Raw genomic sequence first — 16,391 nt, 5'->3', positions numbered from 1 at the left:
GTTACCGTCAATTGCGCCTCAGTACATTCTGACAGGCGGAATCCCGCCAGCCGATCCTAGACCCCTCCTCGATGTCTACAGTTCAGGAACCAGCTGAGTGGCAGCGATGCAATCGGCATTGGGAGGTGCAGATGTGTGGACGATTTGTACAGTACGAGGGGATGGCGATTTTTATCGAGGAGCTGAGTCCGCAGCGCGACCTTTTTAGCGGCTACGACGCGCAGCCTATCAATCGATTCAACGTAGCCCCATCGACCCGAGTACAGATACTGCATGGGGCGCGGGATGGGATACATATCGACGCGGTGCGGTGGGGATGGGCGCCCTTCTGGGCGGTTGGGAAACGGCCAGCCCCCATCAATGCCCGAGTAGAGACGGTGACGACAGGGAAGTTTTTCAAGCAGCTTTGGCCAAGTGGGCGCGCGGTTGTGCCCAGCGAAGGATGGTTCGAATGGGTGAAAGACCAGGCCGATCCGAAGAAGAAGCAGCCCTACTTCATAAGGCTGAAAAGCCAACGACCTATGTTTTTTGCAGCGCTAGCCCAGGTGCACCCAGGTATGGACCCGCATGAGGGCGATGGCTTCGTGGTCATCACGGCAGCCAGCGACCAGGGTATGGTCGATATCCATGATCGCCGGCCCTTAGTCCTTTCTCCTGAGCTTGCCAACGAATGGCTAGCCCCTGAGCTTTCTTCTGAGCGTGCCGAGGAGATAGCGCTAAAGCTGTGCCGGCCGACGGAAGACTTCGAATGGTATCGGGTTGGAGCAGAGGTGGGGAATGTCAAGAATCAAAACCCGCAGTTGATTCAGCCTGTCGATTAATGCCCTCAATGCACCTGCGCATTAAGCAAATGCACTTCATGCTTCCTTTGCTTGCTTAGTGGAAAAACAAATACACCCTCGCATATAATTGTGTCTATTTATTACATGCTAAATAAACAGACCTAACAATGAATTTCACAAGCTTTGTGAAAGTCTCGTGCGAGGCCAACAGACCACACAGCAACATCTCGATACTGCGCTAGGGGCATGTGACAACCGCACAATTCCTTAAAAATTCTTGCTACTGACAATATTGTGTCTACGCTTACGAGTGCGTTACCTTTTCCGACTGCAAGCTCTAAAGGAGCTACATACGGCTACATAATGCCTATGGTGGTTATAGAACATCAGGTAACGGACCCTACAACTCACAGTCTAAAAGGAATATAGACATGAGCATTAGTGTTAAAAACAACACCTCAAATAAAATTGAAGTTGCAATTAACCAATGGGGCAACGACGGCCAAACTGGTTACTTCGCTATCGCCGTGGACCAATCAGATAGCTGGAATAGGAGCGACAGCCGTGGTTTTGTGCTATCGCTAAGAAAGGGCGGCACAGAAAAGCCATACTACGTACAGTCTGACAGTTCAATTGTGGTTGGAAACTCTGAAGTTAAAGATAACGGCCGCGTTATCTCTCCTCTTAGCAACTAGCTCAAAAGCATAATTCAAGGTGCCTATTAGGCACCTTGTCTTTAGAAAAAAATAATCCCGATCAATAGTTATCGTTGGTTATTCTCACGTATATACGCTTGACACGCCTGCAAAGCGATCAGTCCTTGATCGCCGTCACCGGTGATGGCGACAATTCGTTGAGCAGCCGCTGGGTCAAGTTCGGCTCGCGCCGTTCCATGAACCACGCCGCAGGTGTCGGCGGTGGCTGGCAACCCACCGCCACCACCCGAGGCGGCAGTGTTGAGTAGGACTGACAGCCGGAGATCAGCAGTAGCCAGCCGGTCGCGCAAGCGAGCTTGGTTCGATTGAGCATCGCGCAATTCCTTGTAGTGGGTTTCGTCATTCGCTTGCAGGCGATCCTCGAGCGTACGGCGGGTGTCTTGCTGCTCACCCTGCCAGTTGATTACCGCCGTAGCGGCCTGCTCGCGGTCGGTGCTGTACGCCTCGGCTTGCTCGGCCATGGCCTTGCCGTAGGCGTTGGCCTGCCAGGTCCATGCGCTCCAGCCGCCCAGGGCGAACCCCAGCACCAGGGCCAGGGCTGGCAACAACCAGCCCGGGGCCTTCATGCCAGCACCTTAAGGGCGCGGTCATACAGTGCCTGGCGATCCGCCAGGCCGTTGATACCGCCGTTGATGCGCTTGGTGATGGTGAGAAAGTCGCCCTTATCGGCCAAGGTATTCAGGCCAGCCTTCTGCCAAAACCAGCCCGCCGACAGCGCGGCATAGACTGGGTTTTCCAGCAGCTCAGGGGTATTGAGCAGTCGAGAGTCGCCGAACAGCGCTTCGCTGCACGCCTCATAGTTGGCCCGACCGGTGACCTGAATAAGGCCCCGCCCTCGGTACTTTTGACCGTCGCCATCGGCCTGCGGAGTATTGCCCAGCCGAGTGGCCAGGGTGCCGGTGTCGTACTTGCTCAGGTACTGATCGTTGCCCAGCTCGCGCACATACAGCAGCTGGCCGGACTCATGGCCGATCTGAGCGATGAACGCCGCGATTCGCAAGCGAGTGATAATCGCGTACTTGCTCATGGCCGCGTTGAGCCCAGGAACAAAAACGCCGGCTTTAGCGCCGGCGTTGGGAAGGATTTGCAGCAGCTGCTGCACTGTGATCGTCATGCGTGGTTTCTCCAGTGGTGATGGGTTACAGCTGCTCGACTCGCAGCGGCTTGGTGGCTTTCTTTTTCTTGCCCTTGGCTTTCGCCTTGCCCTTCTTGCCGCCGTTGCATTCGACGGTGGTACTCCAGCCCGATTGGGTAAACACCTGCTCGACCGAGTCGACCAGGTATTCACCATCGAGCCCGACCTTGAAGCCCTGGGCGTAAATCATGCGTTCGGCGAACAGGTCGGTACGCCCGGGCATCTCCAGCCGCACGCCGGCGGTGCTGCGGTTGAATGCAGCCAGCCGGGCCTTGGCGGCCTGCTCTGCGGCGGATTTGTTGGGGTAGATATGGCGGTCGGTGTGCACCGGCGGCAGGCCGTCCGGCGAGTCGTCGTTGCTCAGGTCGACCACCCGCAGCTTGCCGCTCTTCTTGTCCTGGTGCTTGGTCTGCACTGCCTTATGCGTGCTGCGATCGCCAAGCCGAAACTGGTAGCGACTCACGTCGCGGCGGGTGATGGTGACCATGCCCAAGGCCTTACCGGTTGCGCTCAGACCCTCCTGGCGCGGCAAAGCCAACAACTTGCCATCGGCCACCTTGGCTGTGCAGTCGTACTGCTTTGCCAGGCGGGTGATGAAGTTGAAGTCCGATTCATTGAGCTGGTCGACCCGGGGCACCTTGGTCGTGACCGGGCACACCGACTGCCAGCCATTACGGGCGGCGATATCGCGCACGATCTGTTGCAACGGCACATCCTCCCAGCTACCGCTGCGAGTGGTCTTGCCACTGCCGCGCATGTCGCTGGCCTTACCGCGTATCTCGATGGTGTCGGGAGGGCCGGTGACCACCACTTCATCCACGATGTAGCGCCCCAGCCGGGCCAGGGCTCGGCCTTCGTAGCCCATGAACACCTCGATACTGGCGCCCCGGCTGGGCACCGCCACCGCTTGGGCGCGGTCATCGATGCGCAATTCAAACTCGTCCGATTCCATGCCCGGCTTGTCCGAGGTGCGCAGGGTCACCAGCCGGTCATTGATCAGCGCGGTGATGTCGCGGCCATCGGCGACAACTCGAAAAATAGGGGTCATGCCTCAAGCTCCAGGAAATGAAAACCCCGCACTTGGCGGGGTTGTAAGTTGAATCATTGATCAGTCCCATAGCAGCACCTGTGCATCGACCGCCGCCGGCAGATCCGGTAGCACGATCAGCACCCCAGCCCGGAACGGCTGGGGTTCATCGCCCAGCCCCTGGTTGGCATCCAGCACCGCCTCGACGCTGCCGTTCAGGTGGCCGTAGAACTGATAGCAAATCGTGTCGAGCAGATCCCCGCTAGACGTTCTGCATGTCGTCGCCATAGCTCACGAACTCCAATGAAAAGCCCTGTTTACGCGGCACTCCGCCAGCCAGCAGGTGGCTCTGTTCTTCTTCCAGGCTGGTCAGGCACCAGGTGCCCAGGACTTCGCCATACCCCGTGGTGAGGCTCAGCGGCTGGAGCCGCCGGCCGATACTGCGCAGCTTCTGCAACTGGCCGAGGCCGGCCTTGAAGCCAGGGAACACCGCGCCCTTGAGGGTGATCTTGTCGTCCCCCTGCCCCACCGCCTGCTGGGCAATGCTGCGCGTCAGGCGTTCCTGGCCCGCCCACCTGAACGCCGTCTGCCGGCGCAGTTCGTCGAAGGCGGCCGTGTCCAGATTGAAGTAGTAGGGCTGCGCCCCTGGGCGCAGCGGGTGGATGATCAGCAGGTGCGGGAACGGCTTCACTGCGGCCGCCGCCGGCATGCCCAGACCACCCAGGGCACCGCTAGGGAAGATGCTGCCTAGGGAGGGGCTGACCTGGCCGCCGATACGGTTGATCGCAGCCCCCGCCCGGGCCGTCTGCTCCTGCAAACTGCCCAGACGCTGTTGGATCTGCCCCGCCGCCGACACGGCCTGGCTGTAGCCTGCGGCGACCTGGCCCACGACCGATTGCGCAGCCGTGATGCCGCGTAAGGTCCGTTGCAACTTCGCGCCGATCTCCGGGCCCACGAACGGCACATTCTCCAGCTCGGACGCAGCCCCCGTAATATCGCCGATAGCCCCGTTCAACGGGGTCAACATGCCATCTGCGCTGGTGCGCCCGGCCTCCCCAGCTGCAACCAGGGACTGGAGCCCCGATTGCAACTGCTCCATATAAGCCATAGGGCCTCCTTATACGTGTGGTTCATCCGACAACTGCCGGGCAGCGGCCTGCCGGCTGTATTCGTCGAACTGCGAACGCAGGTGTGGTGCCAGCTCCCGGGCCAGCTGGGCCGGGTCCTTAACATCACCATCGACCCGGATCGACAGCGCCGGGGCGAAGCTGAATTGCTGATCGACCTTCGGCGGTAAGGGCTTCACCAACTCCGGTGCCTTGAGCAGCGCAGGCGTTGCGACTGGCGACTCTGTCCCCGCCATCGAGCGCACCACCTGCCCCAGCGGTTTTGCGGTCTCGGTTGTCTTGAGCATGAGCGGCGCCGGGCCGGCCTTGAAGGACCTGGCGATATCGCCCAGGACCGGCGGAATGTTCTTGCCGGCATCGCGCATCATCAGTGGGCCGGCGTCCGGCAGCCGCTTAAGCGAGTCGTCAGAGCCGAACAGCGCTTTCCCGGCCTTTGCGCCCAAGGCATCACCGCCCCAATAGCCGAGGGCGCCACCCACCGCGGCCCCTACAGCCCCGCCGATGGCCGTGCCGAGTCCTGGCACAATCGAGCCAATGGCAGCCCCAGCCGCCAGCCCCGCCTTGGTGCCGAGCATGGCGCCCGCCAGGCCACCAGCCGCACCGCCGTAGCCTTCGGCTTTTTCATCCTGGGTCTTGGCGTTCTGGTAGGTGTCCGCGACCTTGAACCCGGCCCCCAGCGCCGACAGCACGCCACCACCTTTCACCCAGGGCGACATGCCTTTGACCAGGCCGCCGACACTCTTCAATGCCGACACGCCCAGGCTGGTGGCGCCCTTCAATGCCGCGCCACCCAGCCGCGCCGTGCGGCCCAGGACACTGGGCCGGAAAGCAGAGCGCAACGCACGCCCGGCCCGACCGAGCCGGCCACGTACACCGCCGCCCGCCTTGCCGCCCTTGGCGCCTTTTCCGCCCTTCTTGTCGCGGCCTCCGTCGAAGTCGTAATCACCGCCTAAGCCGCCGGCGTTGGTGACAAACACCCGTTGGATCACATTCGGGTTGCCCATCAGTGAGCCCCGGGCAACGTTGAACAGCCCCTTCCCCATCTTGAACATGCTGAATGCTGAACCCAGCGCGACCAACGCCGCACCTACACCCACCACCCCAGCGACAACACCCGGCATCTTTTCGGTGAGCCCGGTCAAGGACATGGCCACCGTTCGAACACCCTTGGCCACCGCATCCGTTGCCGGCCGCAGCGCATCACCCACCGCACGCATGCCGTCATTGATTGCCTGCACGGTTTCTGCCCAGAGCTGCGCCGAAGTCTCGCGGCGCTCTGCCAGGTTCTGATCAAGGATGCCCTTGCCGTTGAGCGAGTTCTTTTTCTGCTGTTCGTACAGCTCGCGGTTCTGCGAGTAGGCCAGCAGGGCCATCTTGACCTGCATGTCCGCGAACAGATTGCCGGTACGCAACGACTCCTCCAGCGCGATCAACTGCGCCTTGGCCGCCTCCGGATCAGCTTCCTTGCTGATTTTGGCCTGAGCTTCCTGCATCTTCGCGGCCTTCGCCGGGTCCGTGGCCTTGATGTAGCGCATCGCCAGCTCAAAGGTGGATTCGAAAGTCGACATCCCTTTCTGGATACCCGTGTTCAAAGACGCTTGGTAATCAATGCCCACATCCTTATAGGCCTTGACTACATCTTCCGCACCCGATTTGGACATCCAGTTCATCAGGTTGTTGGCCGCCTCGTCCGCACTGCCGGCGGTCTTCATCTGCACTTGCAGCATCGACCCCAACTGCACAACGGCATCCATACCAAACAACTGGGTGTTACCCATGTTGGCCAGCAGCTTGGGGAACCAGCGCGCCATGTCGGAGGCCTCGAAGCTGCCCGACTGGCCCTGCACGGCGATAGCCTCCAGCGCCTTTTCCATGATTTTCGGATCGTTGATCTTGGCGTTCTGCTGCAACGCAAAAATCATCTTCGCCGTCTCTTCACCACCCGAGCCCTGCCCGACTGCGAACTTTGCAGCGAGCGGCGCATAGGACAGCGCCTTGTCCAGCTCCAGGCCAGCAGCCACCAACTGGTTCACCAGGTCCGCCACATCGTTTCGACCCATGCCAGTCTGCTGGGACGTCTCGATGATCGTCCGTGTCATCTGCTGCTCTTCGGGCTTGTTCGCAATACCAGCCTTGATCGCGATATCCCGAATGATCGCCTGATAGTCAGCACTGATCTTTGTCGGGATCGCTACAGCAGCAGTCCCGGCCACGGCCTGGCCAATGCTCGACTTGAACCCTTCCTTGCCCTGCTGGATCTGCTGGTGCCCCTTGAGCTGCAAATCTGCGCCCTTGGCTACCCGACCGAGGGCCTGGTATTCCTGGCGCAGCTTGCCGACCTGAACGCCCTGCTTTTGCAGGCTGCTTAGATTGCGCTCCAGCTTGCTCAGCAGGCCGGCCGCCGAGGCGGCGCCGCTGTCGTGGGCTCGCTTCCATTCGTCCCGCAGGCGCATGGTTTCGCCGATCGTGCTTTTCAGCACCTTGGCCTTGCTGCCCTGCTCCTCAAGCTTCTTGATGCGGTTTTCAACGGTCTTGAAGGCCGCGCCGACTGTTGCACTCACGGCGCCGCCGATCACAAACCCCAATGCGATATTGCGTGCCATCTGGTCCCCCTACACGCGTAAGGCTCAATCCGTGAGCCACCAGACCATGTCGCTAAAGCGCATGGTCATGATCTCCTCGGCGGAAAAATGCAGCTCGCTGGCGAGCCGCTTTGCCGCCATCTTCAACACCGCCGGGTCAAAGTTCGTCGTCTTGCACCAGGCGAAAATAACCGGCCTGCAAACGCTGGTAGTCCTTAAGGGTCATGCCCTCCAGATCCTTGCTGCCGACCTCGGCCAGGCTGGCGAACAGCGCCAGCTCGCGCTGTTCGTCATCGCCGCCGGCGGCGGTATTCGCTGCGCGCACGTCGCGCACGGTGGGGGCCCGCAGGGTGACCTTGTCGCACTGCACGCCGTTCAACTCGACTGCCTTGGTCAGGGTCACCACCACGCTATCGGGGGTCAGGGTCATCCAGGCCGGGGTTTTCTTAGCTTGAGTCATGAGGGTTTTCCTTACAGGCCCAGGGCCGAACGTTGGGCGGCGAGCTGGTCGACACCGTTGATCACACGCTTCATGCCGAGGGCATCGATCTCGTAGATCAGGCGCCCGTCGACCTCCAGCTTGTAGTAGGTCAAGGCCACGTTGTGCTTGATCTCGGCCTTGTCGCCGGCCTTCCAGTCGCCCATGTCGACCTCTTTCAACAGGCCACGAAGGGTCACGATCACCGCAGTGGTCTTGCCCTTGAGGCCCTTGAAGGCGCCACGGAACACGCCGTTGAACGCGGTCCCGTCAGACAGGCCGAACATGCGCAGCGACTCGCGGCGCACGCCGGTGGTGGTGAAGCCGGCTTCTTGCTTCTCCATGCCCATGTCCAGTTCCACCGGCAGATCCATGCCGCCGGCCCGGTGTTCCTCGGTCTTGAGGGTGAGCTTGGGCAGGGTCAGGCTCGGCACGTCGCCTTGAAAGCTGATGCCGTCGACGAACAGGTTCATGTTCGCCAGGGTTTCGGGAATCATTGCCATTGCTGCGGCTCCTTAAGCGGTTTTATCGAGGACTTCGGTCAGCCACTGGTTGGTGACTTCGACGCGGAAATTCGGGTTCTCGGCAGGCGGTACGTCGGTGAAGCGGATGTTCCAGTACACCTTGCCCTGCTCCAGCTGGCTGGCGGTGTTCAACTCGGGGTCGGCATAGACCTCGAAGTTGATGATCGCGCCCTGGTTCTTCAAATCGCGCATGAAGGCCTGCAGGCCCTCGGTGACGTCCTTGACGTAGGTGGCGGTGATGGAGCGGTCCACTGCCCACTTGTGGCCGTAGAGGATGGCGTCCATAACGATGTCCATGGTTCGCACTCGGGTGACGAAGACCCATTTGGGATCGCTGGACAGCGTGCGGTTGCCCCACAGGCGGAAGCCGGCGTCACGAATGATGGTGGTGATGTTGGCGTTATTGAGGAGGTTGGCCCGGCAGGTCTCGTCGCCGTCCAGGAACTCAACAGGCCGGCCTGTGCCGGTGATGCCTACGAACTCCTTGTTAGAAGGCGAGGCCCAGAAGCCGTACTCGCTATCGGTCCAGGCGAACAGGCCCGCGACCCAGGCCGAGGCCGGCGCATCGACCGTGGCGCTCGCCTGGCCATCCCAATACTGAACACCCGGATCAACCAGGTAAGCGCGCTTGGCGCCAAAGTTCTTGGCGTACTCCATGGCCGCCTCGTCGGTGCTGCTGGGCCCGTCGATGATGGCCAGGCCGCGCAGCTTGTCGCCCAGGGCCACCAGGGCCGTACCGACCGCCTGGGTGGCACTGTGCTTGGGCGCCACCAGCAGGCGCGGCTGGGCGTTGAAACGGCTCTTGCCGTCCAGCAGCGCCTGCAAGCCAGTACGCTTGCCGCTGGCCAGGACCCCGCCGATGATGGCTGAGGTTTGCTGCGCCGCGTCTGCGACCTTGGCCACACCACAGGCGACGATCACCGCCTTGGCTCGCTGATAGATCGCCTGGCACGCCTTGGTAATCGCCGCATCCGGGCCCCAGGCCGCAATGGCCTCGCGCTCGCTGGTGATCAGCAGCAGGTCGTTGGCCTTGGCACTAACGCCCGGCCCCTCGGTGAAAGTGTCCACCAGGCCGATGATCGAGGACGTAGGCAGCGCAATGGTGCGTGCGCCGGTGTCCACGTTGGTGACGGTGACGCCGTGGAAAAAGCTCATAGAGTCTCCAGAAATGACAAGGCCCCGCTAAGCGAGGCCGTGGGTGCAACGGGCGCCGAAGCGCTGGAATGAAAACGCCCCGACAGTGCGGGGCGTTTATGGTGTGGGCTCAGGCGCTGGTGGCCAGCTAACTGCTCGAGGGAAGCCCGACTGCTGGTCAACGCGGTTGACTGCCACCCGGTACTGTTTCCACTTCTTCAGTTCTGCTTCTTCTGCTGCTGTTGCATCGCCGAGGTCAACCGCGTCTTGCAAAGGGCTGATTCGTGTAGCAGCCTGGAGCAATAGCTGGTCACGCAGGCCCAACGCCTGCGCTTTCTTCGCGTCGATTTCGGCATTACCGTCCAACTTCCATTTTCCAGCCGACCAAATGTGAAAAGGTCCCGGTCTTGGCGTTGAAGTCAGGCCCGCTGGCAGTTCGCCGAACTTCTGCCATTCAACCGGTTGACCATCCGCAGTTCGATACACAACGCCCCGGAAGTCTGGTAACAGGCTCCAAGCTTCGAAGCTTTCCGGAACGTGAACAATGGCAAATCCCTCTTTGCCCGGCGGCGGTGCCTCCAAAAATGCAGCCCCCGGGATTAGCCAGTTGCCGTCATCAAGCGGGTCGGGATCAGCCCAAAACTGCCCGACATACTCGCCGGTCAGTGGGTTGGCTTGATACACCTTTGGCGGTTCTTTATCAGACATAAGCCCTCCTCAATACTTAATGCACGCCAGTAGCGCGATGTTGACCGGACGAGTCTCCGAACCGACCCTCGGTGTGCCGCTGATTCCATCAGAAACAACACCGCCCGTAGCCGGCGCAGTATTGATTCCACCGCCGCTGCTGGCCCCACCGATCCCGCCGGCATACACAGTAAAACCGGAAGAACCCGAAGGCATGCCGTGCGCGTGCCCCTGTACCTGGTCGAGTTGAAGACTGCTGAATCCTCGCCCCGGATCTATACCCCGCCCATCATCGAAACCACGCAAAAAGACGCCTCGCATGTCGGGAAGATTGAACGTTGTAGAGCCGTCCCCAGCTCCATACATCACCCCAATTCGTGCAAACAATCGAGCATATGTCGTACGGCTGACCGCCGCGCCGTTCGCTCTGAGAAAGCCAGCGGGTGGAGCATTAAAGAAGAAGTACACAATCGCACCGGTTAGCTCGCAGTTGCTCGAAAGCAGGAACGCGCCCAGATCAGTTGTGTCAACCGTGGCCTTCAGATCGGTTGCGTTCCACCCGATTTTGATTGCGTTAGTCAGTTGGCCGATGCCCGTTCCTTGTTGCACCGGCGCGAAACCAAGCTTTGGCTGGAGATTTCCAGGATTGAGGTTTGCGGAGCTCCACACCTCTTGCCACCCCTGAATCGATCCATTCACCGACCCACGAAACCATGCACGACTGTCGCCCGTTGACACTGCAAACTGGGTCCAGTTTCCGGTGGGCTGGTCATATGAGATGTGCAGAACCGTTCCGTATGTGGAGCCGGCCGGCCGGTTTGCAGTTAATGCATGAAAGCTGTTCAGCCCTGAAGAACTGACCGTGTCGAGATTGTTTGAAGACGGGACCGCTTGAGCTTCAATACCGCCCGCGAACTTTTTCATCGCGTCAGTGATGCCGTACCCAGCGAGCGTTGTGGCCTTGGCTGCTTTCCCGGCGAGGGCGTTTGTCATCGTCGTGGCAAAGTTCGGATCATTGCCGAGCGCATCTGCAAGCTCTTTCAACGTGTCGAGTGCGCCGGGCGAGGCTGCGACCAGCGCGGCCACCGCTTGATTGATCGCCGCCGCCGTTTCCGGCTTGGTGAAAGCATCGGTGATGCCGTAGCCAGCCAGAGTCGTCGGGTTAGCGCCGCTGAGGACGATGCCACGCTTGTCGATGGTCACCTGCCGGTAAGTGCCGGGGGTTTTATTCGCGGGCAGCGCCGTGGCCAGTGAATCGTCGACATATTGCCGAGTTGCCAGCACCACCGCAGGATCGATCTTGAGCACGATCTGTGCAGTATTCGACACGATAAAATTCATGCGAATGATCTGGGTCTTACCGGTGCCTTGGGCCAGCAGTGGCTTGAAGCTCGGCGCGCAGTTGGCCACCGCCACCAGGTCGCCCGCAGCGTCATACAAGCCGACCTCACGAATCCAGCGCCCGCCGACATCCGACGGAATCACCTGTTCAGTGATGATCAGGTTGGGGGTGGCTGGATCGGTGCGAACCTGGTTGACCGGCGCCCGACGCCATTCGTTGATCAGCTTGGTCTGCGTCTTGTCCGGTACGGGGTCGGTGCCATTGGCATCCCCCACCGCCATCTCCTTGAAGGTCCAGGGAATGCCCAGGGCGGTGGCGTTGGCCTGTTTCGCCTCGCCCACCGCCGTCAGGATGGCGAAGAACTGACTGTTGGAATCGATCATGGGTACACATCCAAAGTGTCTATTTCGTCAATGCACACGACCTGGCCATAACGGCCGGTCACTTCGATATCGCGAGGAGTCGGCGGATAGATGTCGATCACCTCGCCCTGGTCGACGTAGGCGCCGAACCTGATGGTTCCTGATGTTTCCAGACTGATGGCCAGGCCGGTCATATGGCGACTGACCGGCTTGGCGTCATCGATCAGGCGCGTAAGCTCGGCATACATCGCTTCGGTGATACCGGTATCCAAGACCCCAACCTTCAGGGCGAAGGTGGCCGGCGGGCCCTGAGGAACCATCTGCCACCATTCGATCACCTCGATCAGGTAGCCCAGCGGCTCCACCACCCGGCGAAGGGCGCCGATGGTGCCCTTGCGCGCATGGATGAAGAACGATGCGCGTATTGCGTTGCGCTTGACCGTCTCGGCCCAGGTCGGGTCCCAGCGATCCACCGACCAGGCCCAGGCCAATTGCGGCAACAGGTGCGCCGGGCAGGTCGCGGGGTTGTAGAGCGTGCGCAGGATCTGCGCGACCTCCCCAGGCCGGGCCCCTACGCTTTCCATGGCCCGTTCCAGCGGCGTGCTGTTGATCGGCAGTAGGCTGGTCATATCAGCCCCCCAGCGTGACGCTGTAGCTGGTGCAGTACGCCGCCTGGGCCCGCGTTGGGGCAATGTCCTGCCATCCGGCCAGGTCCACCCGGGCTACACCCGCGACGTGCAACTGGGCATCGATAGCCGAACGCGCTATCTCCAGCCCAAGGCGCCGACGCGGGTTGACCCAGGCCGCCAGCTTGCGCCGGGCCTCGACCAGGGCAGCATCGCTTTCAGGTCCGGGGCCCTTCATGTACAACACCGCATCGATGCGATAGGGCAGTACCTGGGCACTCTGCACCTTGACCCGGTCCCCCAGCGGCCGCACGTTCTCATCATTGAGAGCAACTGCCACCGTCGCCAGCAGCTCGGAACTGGCTTTTCCGTCACCGTCGAGGCTCAACACCGTGACCGTGACGCAGGCCGGCGAAGGGCTTTCGGCTTCGGCATCCGCTACCAGGGCCGAGGCGTTGCGGGCGTGTAGGATGTAGCTGTTGCGCGGGCCCGCCGTGGTCAGGCCCTCGTAGGCTAGTTGGACGCGCTCGCGCAAGGCGTCGTCAGACTCCTTGACCTCTTCCACCGGTGGCACTGCCTGGGAGTCGGCCGAGCGGATCACAAGGCGGGACAAATTGACGTTGGCCGCCAACTGGTCCAGGTCGCTCCCCTGGGCGTGGGCCAGCAACAGGGCCTTGGCCGCGTCGTTGATCCGGGCCCGCAGTTGCAGATCCCCGTAAGCCGACAGCTCCAGTTGCTTGGTCACCGGGTCGCTCTCAAGGTCCGCCGTCCAGGCTTCCCCCATGTGCTGACGAAACATCGCCAGCTTGCCCTGGTACAGCGCCTCGAAATCCAGGGCCTCCAGCACCTGCGGCGCCGGCAGTGCCGACAAGTCCAGTATGCTCATGCCGTCACCTCCAATATCGCGCTATCCCCCAGGTACTGGCCCACCAGCTGAAAGCTGATCTGGCCCCCCACTACCGCCACCACCTGCACCCGCTCCAGCTTCAAACGCGGCTCCCAGCGCAACAGCGCCCGAGCCACCTCGGCCTGGACGGCGCTTTTCCAGCCGCCGGTGACGGGCAAGTCGACGTAGCGGCGCAGGTCGCTGCCGTACTCCGGGCGCATCCGCCGGCTGCCCAGCGGCGTGGTCAGGATGTCCTCGATGGACTGGCGCACATGGGCGATGCCCGACAACGACTGGCCGGTGCGGCGATCCATTCCGATCATCGCGTCACCCCTGCGGTTGTAGGTCCGGATGCGAGCGCAGGTAGTCCAGCGCCACCTGGTCCCCCGCATCGGCCGTAACATGGCCTTGCTTCACCGCCAGTTGCCGGCCGTCCGGCAGGACCAGCACGCGGGAGGTATAGAGGGTGTCGCGGAACACCGAAGCGCCGGGCGCTGCCGGCTCCCCGCCGGGTTGCTCGGCGGGTTTCTTGGCTGTGGTCATGTTTGCTCCAGGCGAAAAAAAGCCCGCTGCTGCGGGCTGCTGGTTACTGAGGCACCGCGGTCGATCCACCACCGGGCATTACGCCCGAATGGGTATGAGTCGAACCGACGTTGACCCCGTTGTGCTTGAGGCTCGCGCCGTTGATTTGAACGTCACCGTTCAAGGTGATTTGCCCGGTCAGGGTGATGCTGCTGGCCTTGCCGGTGATCGCGCTATCGGTGATCACCGCCGAGCTACCGCCGACCTGGATCGTCACCGTGCCGCTGGGTAGGTTGATGCTGTAGGTCTTGGCCTGCCAGTCGTAGACCAGCGAGCCGCCATCGTCGAAGCGCCACACTTCGACGTGGTCGCGGTTGTCCGGCTGGGCTCCAGCGTTGCCGTATAGCCCCGGAACAAAGGTCCCCTGGGCAGGCTCGCCGCTGGGGCTGATCAAGGCCCCCTGCTCGCCCAGGCTCGGCACCCGCCAGTGCCGGGCCTTGCCGGCGGCCTGGCTGTGCCAGCGCACCCAAGCGCTGGTCCAGCCGGCACCGTCAGACACCCGTACCATGGCCGCAGCCAGATCGACCGCAACCACGCTACAGGGGATGATCAGGCCGGCCAGCATTCGGTCATGCTGTGCGCTGACATAACTCATGAAAGCTCCTCGGGCCGGACGTTGCCGACACCTTCGCCGAGGTTGAACACCAGCGTTCCAGGTGGCTGGTTGGGCCATGGCCATTCCTCGAGGCCGAGGTACAACACATGGGTCCACTCCACAGCCCACACCGCCATGGTGTCCAACTCTGGGCGCGTCCAGTCCCGGCCAGCCCGCACAAACTCGGCAGGCTCCACCTCCACGCCCCAGGTTTGCAGGCGCAGCAGCACTGCCAACTGAGCCGCACAAAACGCGGCTTGCTGCTCGCAGTCTTCCTGCTCAGCTGCGACGATAACCCGGGCCTCGAAACGCGCCTGCACAGCCGTTTGACCAGTGAGTTGATCAAGGGCGGGCTCAAACTCCACCAGCTCAATGACCACGGCCGGCAAGGCCACTGTTTGGAGCATGTGCGGCATGGTGCCGACATACCGCAAGTCGGGAATAGCGTCCCCAATGTGCTGCTCGATGGCGCCATACAACTGAACAAGACTGAAAGGTTCATCAGACACGGTTACTCCCCCGAAGGTACTTTTGCAGTTCGTAGTTCAATTCCTGCTCCAGGATCACCAACAGGCGTTCATCTGCCTTTCTGACCCACTCATTGAAGCTCGGGCGCACGTCATCGAGTGACACCTTGGCCTTGGCCAGGGGGAAGCGGTTGTCCTGCTCAGACACCCACCCCGACCCCGAGCCGAGGCCCGAGATATCGCTTTCGGGGTAGTCCCTCGCGTTGAAGTGCTTGCTGCTGGTCCTGATCCAGATATCAGGCTTGCCGCCATAGACGCGCTTGAAGAACGCACCCTGATAGCGCCGCCCCGCCACCGAGACCCCGGTTCGATTCTGTCGGGCCCGACCGATCCGGCTGGACTCAATCGGGTTGATGCCGAACCATAGCCGCCCCTGCCCGTTGCCGTTGACCGAGTACGCCCGCAGGCGCTGGCGAACAGCGCCGACCACGATCCGTTCCTTGGCGCTAACCGCTCGGGCGATATGGGTTCGCAGCCAACCCAAGGTCTTGTTGATCGCCCGCCGCTGGGCCGCAGCCGCAGCCTTGGGCACCAGGGCCGCGAAGTCTTGGAACGCCCGCAGATCGGCGGCCGACGATTGCAAGGTGATCATCCCGTGCTGGGAAGCCACCCGAGCATAGCTACCGACGTTCATGGTCTAGCCCTCAGTATCAGCGCCGCCCAGCCGGCCTGGGCTGGGTCGACGCGCACCAGGTCATAACTACCGCCGCCATCCTGGGCCGGCAGATCAATCGAAACCTGCCGGCCCGGTGTGATACCCGCCGCATCGCTGATACGGATCTCAAAGCGCGGCTCCCGAAACCCGGTGTTGATCTGCCCCAGCTTCGGCCGAAGCCAGGGCGCGTTAAGGAAGCCCGGCACCGGCTGGGCAATGCCCTCGATCACCGCTTCATCACCGAGAACATCCAGCAGCCGTGCATCCATCACTGACACGCGGTCGCGAAAGGACATGATCAGTCCTCCCCGGACTGCTCGACGTCCAGCTTGCCGCGCTTGGCGATCTTGCCTTCTTCCAACAGCAGATCCCGAACCTCAGCGTTGGGCGGGTCGTAGACTTCGCCCTTCTTGACGATCTGGTTGCCATCCTGGACGCAGCCGTCGACCACCACGTATTCAACTTTCGCGGCCATGTCACACCACCTTTGCGTAGATGAAAGCGTCTGGTTCCAACAGGCCGGCAAGCGGCGCGCACTGGAGTTTCAACCACCGCTGGCTTGGCTCCTCAGTCACCCAGCTTTTCGGGAAACGAGCAGCTTCTACCAGGCCGCTTTCGATAGCG

Annotated in this window: 23 protein-coding genes; 2 read left to right on the top strand and 21 right to left on the bottom strand. The window is 61.7% G+C overall.

The features are described from left to right. Nucleotides 1-131 precede the first annotated feature (131 nt). Together CAG11_RS29160 and CAG11_RS29155 are read left to right on the top strand one after the other, a co-directional pair. Nucleotides 132-821, top strand: coding sequence for an SOS response-associated peptidase family protein (locus CAG11_RS29160; protein WP_085599607.1), 690 nt, complete (start codon nt 132-134; stop codon nt 819-821). 392 nt (nt 822-1,213) lie between these two features. Then, nucleotides 1,214-1,477: a hypothetical protein gene (locus CAG11_RS29155; protein ID WP_085599605.1), complete on the top strand. Its 264-nt coding sequence runs from the start codon at nt 1,214-1,216 to the stop codon at nt 1,475-1,477. A gap of 68 nt (nt 1,478-1,545) precedes the next feature. Here CAG11_RS29155 and CAG11_RS29150 read toward each other — a convergent pair whose 3' ends face one another. The 21 genes from CAG11_RS29150 to CAG11_RS33440 all read right to left on the bottom strand — a co-directional run. Continuing rightward, nucleotides 1,546-2,064 carry a lysis system i-spanin subunit Rz gene (locus tag CAG11_RS29150; protein ID WP_085599604.1) on the bottom strand — a complete coding sequence of 173 codons (519 nt, stop codon included), beginning with the start codon at nt 2,062-2,064 and terminating at the stop codon, nt 1,546-1,548. Continuing rightward, entirely contained in the window at nt 2,061-2,612 is a 552-nt protein-coding gene (locus CAG11_RS29145) for a glycoside hydrolase family 19 protein (RefSeq protein WP_085599602.1), read from the bottom strand. The genes CAG11_RS29150 and CAG11_RS29145 overlap by 4 nt, the downstream gene beginning before the upstream one ends. A gap of 25 nt (nt 2,613-2,637) precedes the next feature. After that, nucleotides 2,638-3,681: a phage late control D family protein gene (locus tag CAG11_RS29140; protein WP_085599600.1), complete on the bottom strand. Its 1,044-nt coding sequence runs from the start codon at nt 3,679-3,681 to the stop codon at nt 2,638-2,640. A gap of 60 nt (nt 3,682-3,741) precedes the next feature. Then, on the bottom strand, nt 3,742-3,948 hold the full coding sequence (locus CAG11_RS29135) for a tail protein X (protein ID WP_085599547.1): 207 nt from the start codon (nt 3,946-3,948) through the stop codon (nt 3,742-3,744). Then, nucleotides 3,923-4,768: a phage tail protein gene (locus tag CAG11_RS29130; protein WP_085599598.1), complete on the bottom strand. Its 846-nt coding sequence runs from the start codon at nt 4,766-4,768 to the stop codon at nt 3,923-3,925. Before CAG11_RS29130 ends, CAG11_RS29135 begins: the two co-directional genes overlap by 26 nt. A gap of 9 nt (nt 4,769-4,777) precedes the next feature. Beyond that, nucleotides 4,778-7,390 (bottom strand): phage tail tape measure protein, encoded by a 2,613-nt coding sequence (locus CAG11_RS29125; protein ID WP_085599596.1) that lies wholly within the window; start codon nt 7,388-7,390, stop codon nt 4,778-4,780. Between the two features lie 136 nt (nt 7,391-7,526). Beyond that, nucleotides 7,527-7,829: a phage tail assembly protein gene (locus tag CAG11_RS29120; protein WP_085599594.1), complete on the bottom strand. Its 303-nt coding sequence runs from the start codon at nt 7,827-7,829 to the stop codon at nt 7,527-7,529. An 11-nt stretch (nt 7,830-7,840) separates the two neighbouring features. After that, nucleotides 7,841-8,350 carry a phage major tail tube protein gene (locus CAG11_RS29115; protein WP_085599592.1) on the bottom strand — a complete coding sequence of 170 codons (510 nt, stop codon included), beginning with the start codon at nt 8,348-8,350 and terminating at the stop codon, nt 7,841-7,843. Between the two features lie 12 nt (nt 8,351-8,362). Beyond that, nucleotides 8,363-9,526, bottom strand: a complete 1,164-nt coding sequence (locus CAG11_RS29110; protein WP_085599590.1) for a phage tail sheath family protein — start codon at nt 9,524-9,526, stop codon at nt 8,363-8,365. 96 nt (nt 9,527-9,622) lie between these two features. Beyond that, nucleotides 9,623-10,213, bottom strand: coding sequence for a tail fiber assembly protein (locus CAG11_RS29105; protein ID WP_085599588.1), 591 nt, complete (start codon nt 10,211-10,213; stop codon nt 9,623-9,625). A 9-nt stretch (nt 10,214-10,222) separates the two neighbouring features. Beyond that, complete coding sequence (locus CAG11_RS29100) at nt 10,223-11,917, bottom strand: phage tail protein (RefSeq protein ID WP_085599586.1); 1,695 nt, start codon at nt 11,915-11,917, stop codon at nt 10,223-10,225. Beyond that, nucleotides 11,914-12,525, bottom strand: coding sequence for a phage tail protein I (locus CAG11_RS29095; protein WP_085599583.1), 612 nt, complete (start codon nt 12,523-12,525; stop codon nt 11,914-11,916). The genes CAG11_RS29100 and CAG11_RS29095 overlap by 4 nt, the downstream gene beginning before the upstream one ends. A 1-nt stretch (nt 12,526) precedes the next feature. Beyond that, nucleotides 12,527-13,408: a baseplate J/gp47 family protein gene (locus CAG11_RS29090; protein ID WP_085599581.1), complete on the bottom strand. Its 882-nt coding sequence runs from the start codon at nt 13,406-13,408 to the stop codon at nt 12,527-12,529. Further along, nucleotides 13,405-13,731, bottom strand: coding sequence for a GPW/gp25 family protein (locus CAG11_RS29085; protein ID WP_085599579.1), 327 nt, complete (start codon nt 13,729-13,731; stop codon nt 13,405-13,407). The genes CAG11_RS29090 and CAG11_RS29085 overlap by 4 nt, the downstream gene beginning before the upstream one ends. 4 nt (nt 13,732-13,735) lie before the next feature. Further along, a complete protein-coding gene (locus CAG11_RS29080; protein ID WP_085599577.1) occupies nt 13,736-13,951 on the bottom strand; it encodes a hypothetical protein in 216 nt (71 codons plus the stop codon). A 43-nt stretch (nt 13,952-13,994) separates the two neighbouring features. Continuing rightward, nucleotides 13,995-14,585 carry a phage baseplate assembly protein V gene (locus CAG11_RS29075; RefSeq protein ID WP_085599575.1) on the bottom strand — a complete coding sequence of 197 codons (591 nt, stop codon included), beginning with the start codon at nt 14,583-14,585 and terminating at the stop codon, nt 13,995-13,997. After that, the gene (locus tag CAG11_RS29070) at nt 14,582-15,094 is read right to left on the bottom strand and encodes a hypothetical protein (protein WP_085599573.1); all 513 of its coding nucleotides are present in this window, start codon (nt 15,092-15,094) and stop codon (nt 14,582-14,584) included. Before CAG11_RS29070 ends, CAG11_RS29075 begins: the two co-directional genes overlap by 4 nt. Further along, entirely contained in the window at nt 15,087-15,746 is a 660-nt protein-coding gene (locus tag CAG11_RS29065) for a hypothetical protein (protein WP_085599571.1), read from the bottom strand. Before CAG11_RS29065 ends, CAG11_RS29070 begins: the two co-directional genes overlap by 8 nt. After that, entirely contained in the window at nt 15,743-16,063 is a 321-nt protein-coding gene (locus CAG11_RS29060; protein WP_085599569.1) for a hypothetical protein, read from the bottom strand. The genes CAG11_RS29065 and CAG11_RS29060 overlap by 4 nt, the downstream gene beginning before the upstream one ends. 2 nt (nt 16,064-16,065) lie before the next feature. After that, on the bottom strand, nt 16,066-16,242 hold the full coding sequence (locus CAG11_RS33870; RefSeq protein WP_178081834.1) for a hypothetical protein: 177 nt from the start codon (nt 16,240-16,242) through the stop codon (nt 16,066-16,068). A gap of 1 nt (nt 16,243) precedes the next feature. Continuing rightward, nucleotides 16,244-16,391, bottom strand: a 148-nt coding sequence (locus tag CAG11_RS33440) for a major capsid protein (protein ID WP_178081833.1), incomplete at its 5' end; no start/stop codon positions are given.

Origin of the sequence: Pseudomonas sp. B6(2017), from assembly GCF_002112765.1 — a bacterium.
Classification (GTDB): Bacteria; Pseudomonadota; Gammaproteobacteria; order Pseudomonadales; family Pseudomonadaceae; genus Aquipseudomonas; species Aquipseudomonas piscis.
Note: the sequence above shows the minus strand (reverse complement) of the source record. Positions and strands in the feature narration are given on the sequence as shown.

What these genes read in the sequence shown, in the direction of transcription:
- CAG11_RS29150 (WP_085599604.1), bottom strand. Translation starts at nt 2,064, where the DNA reads ATGAAGGCCCCGGGCTGGTTGTTGCCAGCCCTGGCCCTGGTGCTGGGG.
- CAG11_RS29065 (WP_085599571.1), bottom strand. Translation starts at nt 15,746, where the DNA reads ATGAACGTCGGTAGCTATGCTCGGGTGGCTTCCCAGCACGGGATGATC.
- CAG11_RS29095 (WP_085599583.1), bottom strand. Translation starts at nt 12,525, where the DNA reads ATGACCAGCCTACTGCCGATCAACAGCACGCCGCTGGAACGGGCCATG.
- CAG11_RS29155 (WP_085599605.1), top strand. Translation starts at nt 1,214, where the DNA reads ATGAGCATTAGTGTTAAAAACAACACCTCAAATAAAATTGAAGTTGCA.
- CAG11_RS29160 (WP_085599607.1), top strand. Translation starts at nt 132, where the DNA reads ATGTGTGGACGATTTGTACAGTACGAGGGGATGGCGATTTTTATCGAG.
- CAG11_RS29075 (WP_085599575.1), bottom strand. Translation starts at nt 14,585, where the DNA reads ATGAGTTATGTCAGCGCACAGCATGACCGAATGCTGGCCGGCCTGATC.
- CAG11_RS29120 (WP_085599594.1), bottom strand. Translation starts at nt 7,829, where the DNA reads ATGACTCAAGCTAAGAAAACCCCGGCCTGGATGACCCTGACCCCCGAT.
- CAG11_RS29145 (WP_085599602.1), bottom strand. Translation starts at nt 2,612, where the DNA reads ATGACGATCACAGTGCAGCAGCTGCTGCAAATCCTTCCCAACGCCGGC.
- CAG11_RS33870 (WP_178081834.1), bottom strand. Translation starts at nt 16,242, where the DNA reads ATGGCCGCGAAAGTTGAATACGTGGTGGTCGACGGCTGCGTCCAGGAT.
- CAG11_RS29085 (WP_085599579.1), bottom strand. Translation starts at nt 13,731, where the DNA reads ATGATCGGAATGGATCGCCGCACCGGCCAGTCGTTGTCGGGCATCGCC.
- CAG11_RS29080 (WP_085599577.1), bottom strand. Translation starts at nt 13,951, where the DNA reads ATGACCACAGCCAAGAAACCCGCCGAGCAACCCGGCGGGGAGCCGGCA.
- CAG11_RS29140 (WP_085599600.1), bottom strand. Translation starts at nt 3,681, where the DNA reads ATGACCCCTATTTTTCGAGTTGTCGCCGATGGCCGCGACATCACCGCG.
- CAG11_RS29115 (WP_085599592.1), bottom strand. Translation starts at nt 8,350, where the DNA reads ATGGCAATGATTCCCGAAACCCTGGCGAACATGAACCTGTTCGTCGAC.
- CAG11_RS29105 (WP_085599588.1), bottom strand. Translation starts at nt 10,213, where the DNA reads ATGTCTGATAAAGAACCGCCAAAGGTGTATCAAGCCAACCCACTGACC.
- CAG11_RS29130 (WP_085599598.1), bottom strand. Translation starts at nt 4,768, where the DNA reads ATGGCTTATATGGAGCAGTTGCAATCGGGGCTCCAGTCCCTGGTTGCA.
- CAG11_RS29100 (WP_085599586.1), bottom strand. Translation starts at nt 11,917, where the DNA reads ATGATCGATTCCAACAGTCAGTTCTTCGCCATCCTGACGGCGGTGGGC.
- CAG11_RS29110 (WP_085599590.1), bottom strand. Translation starts at nt 9,526, where the DNA reads ATGAGCTTTTTCCACGGCGTCACCGTCACCAACGTGGACACCGGCGCA.
- CAG11_RS29135 (WP_085599547.1), bottom strand. Translation starts at nt 3,948, where the DNA reads ATGGCGACGACATGCAGAACGTCTAGCGGGGATCTGCTCGACACGATT.
- CAG11_RS29125 (WP_085599596.1), bottom strand. Translation starts at nt 7,390, where the DNA reads ATGGCACGCAATATCGCATTGGGGTTTGTGATCGGCGGCGCCGTGAGT.
- CAG11_RS29090 (WP_085599581.1), bottom strand. Translation starts at nt 13,408, where the DNA reads ATGAGCATACTGGACTTGTCGGCACTGCCGGCGCCGCAGGTGCTGGAG.
- CAG11_RS29060 (WP_085599569.1), bottom strand. Translation starts at nt 16,063, where the DNA reads ATGTCCTTTCGCGACCGCGTGTCAGTGATGGATGCACGGCTGCTGGAT.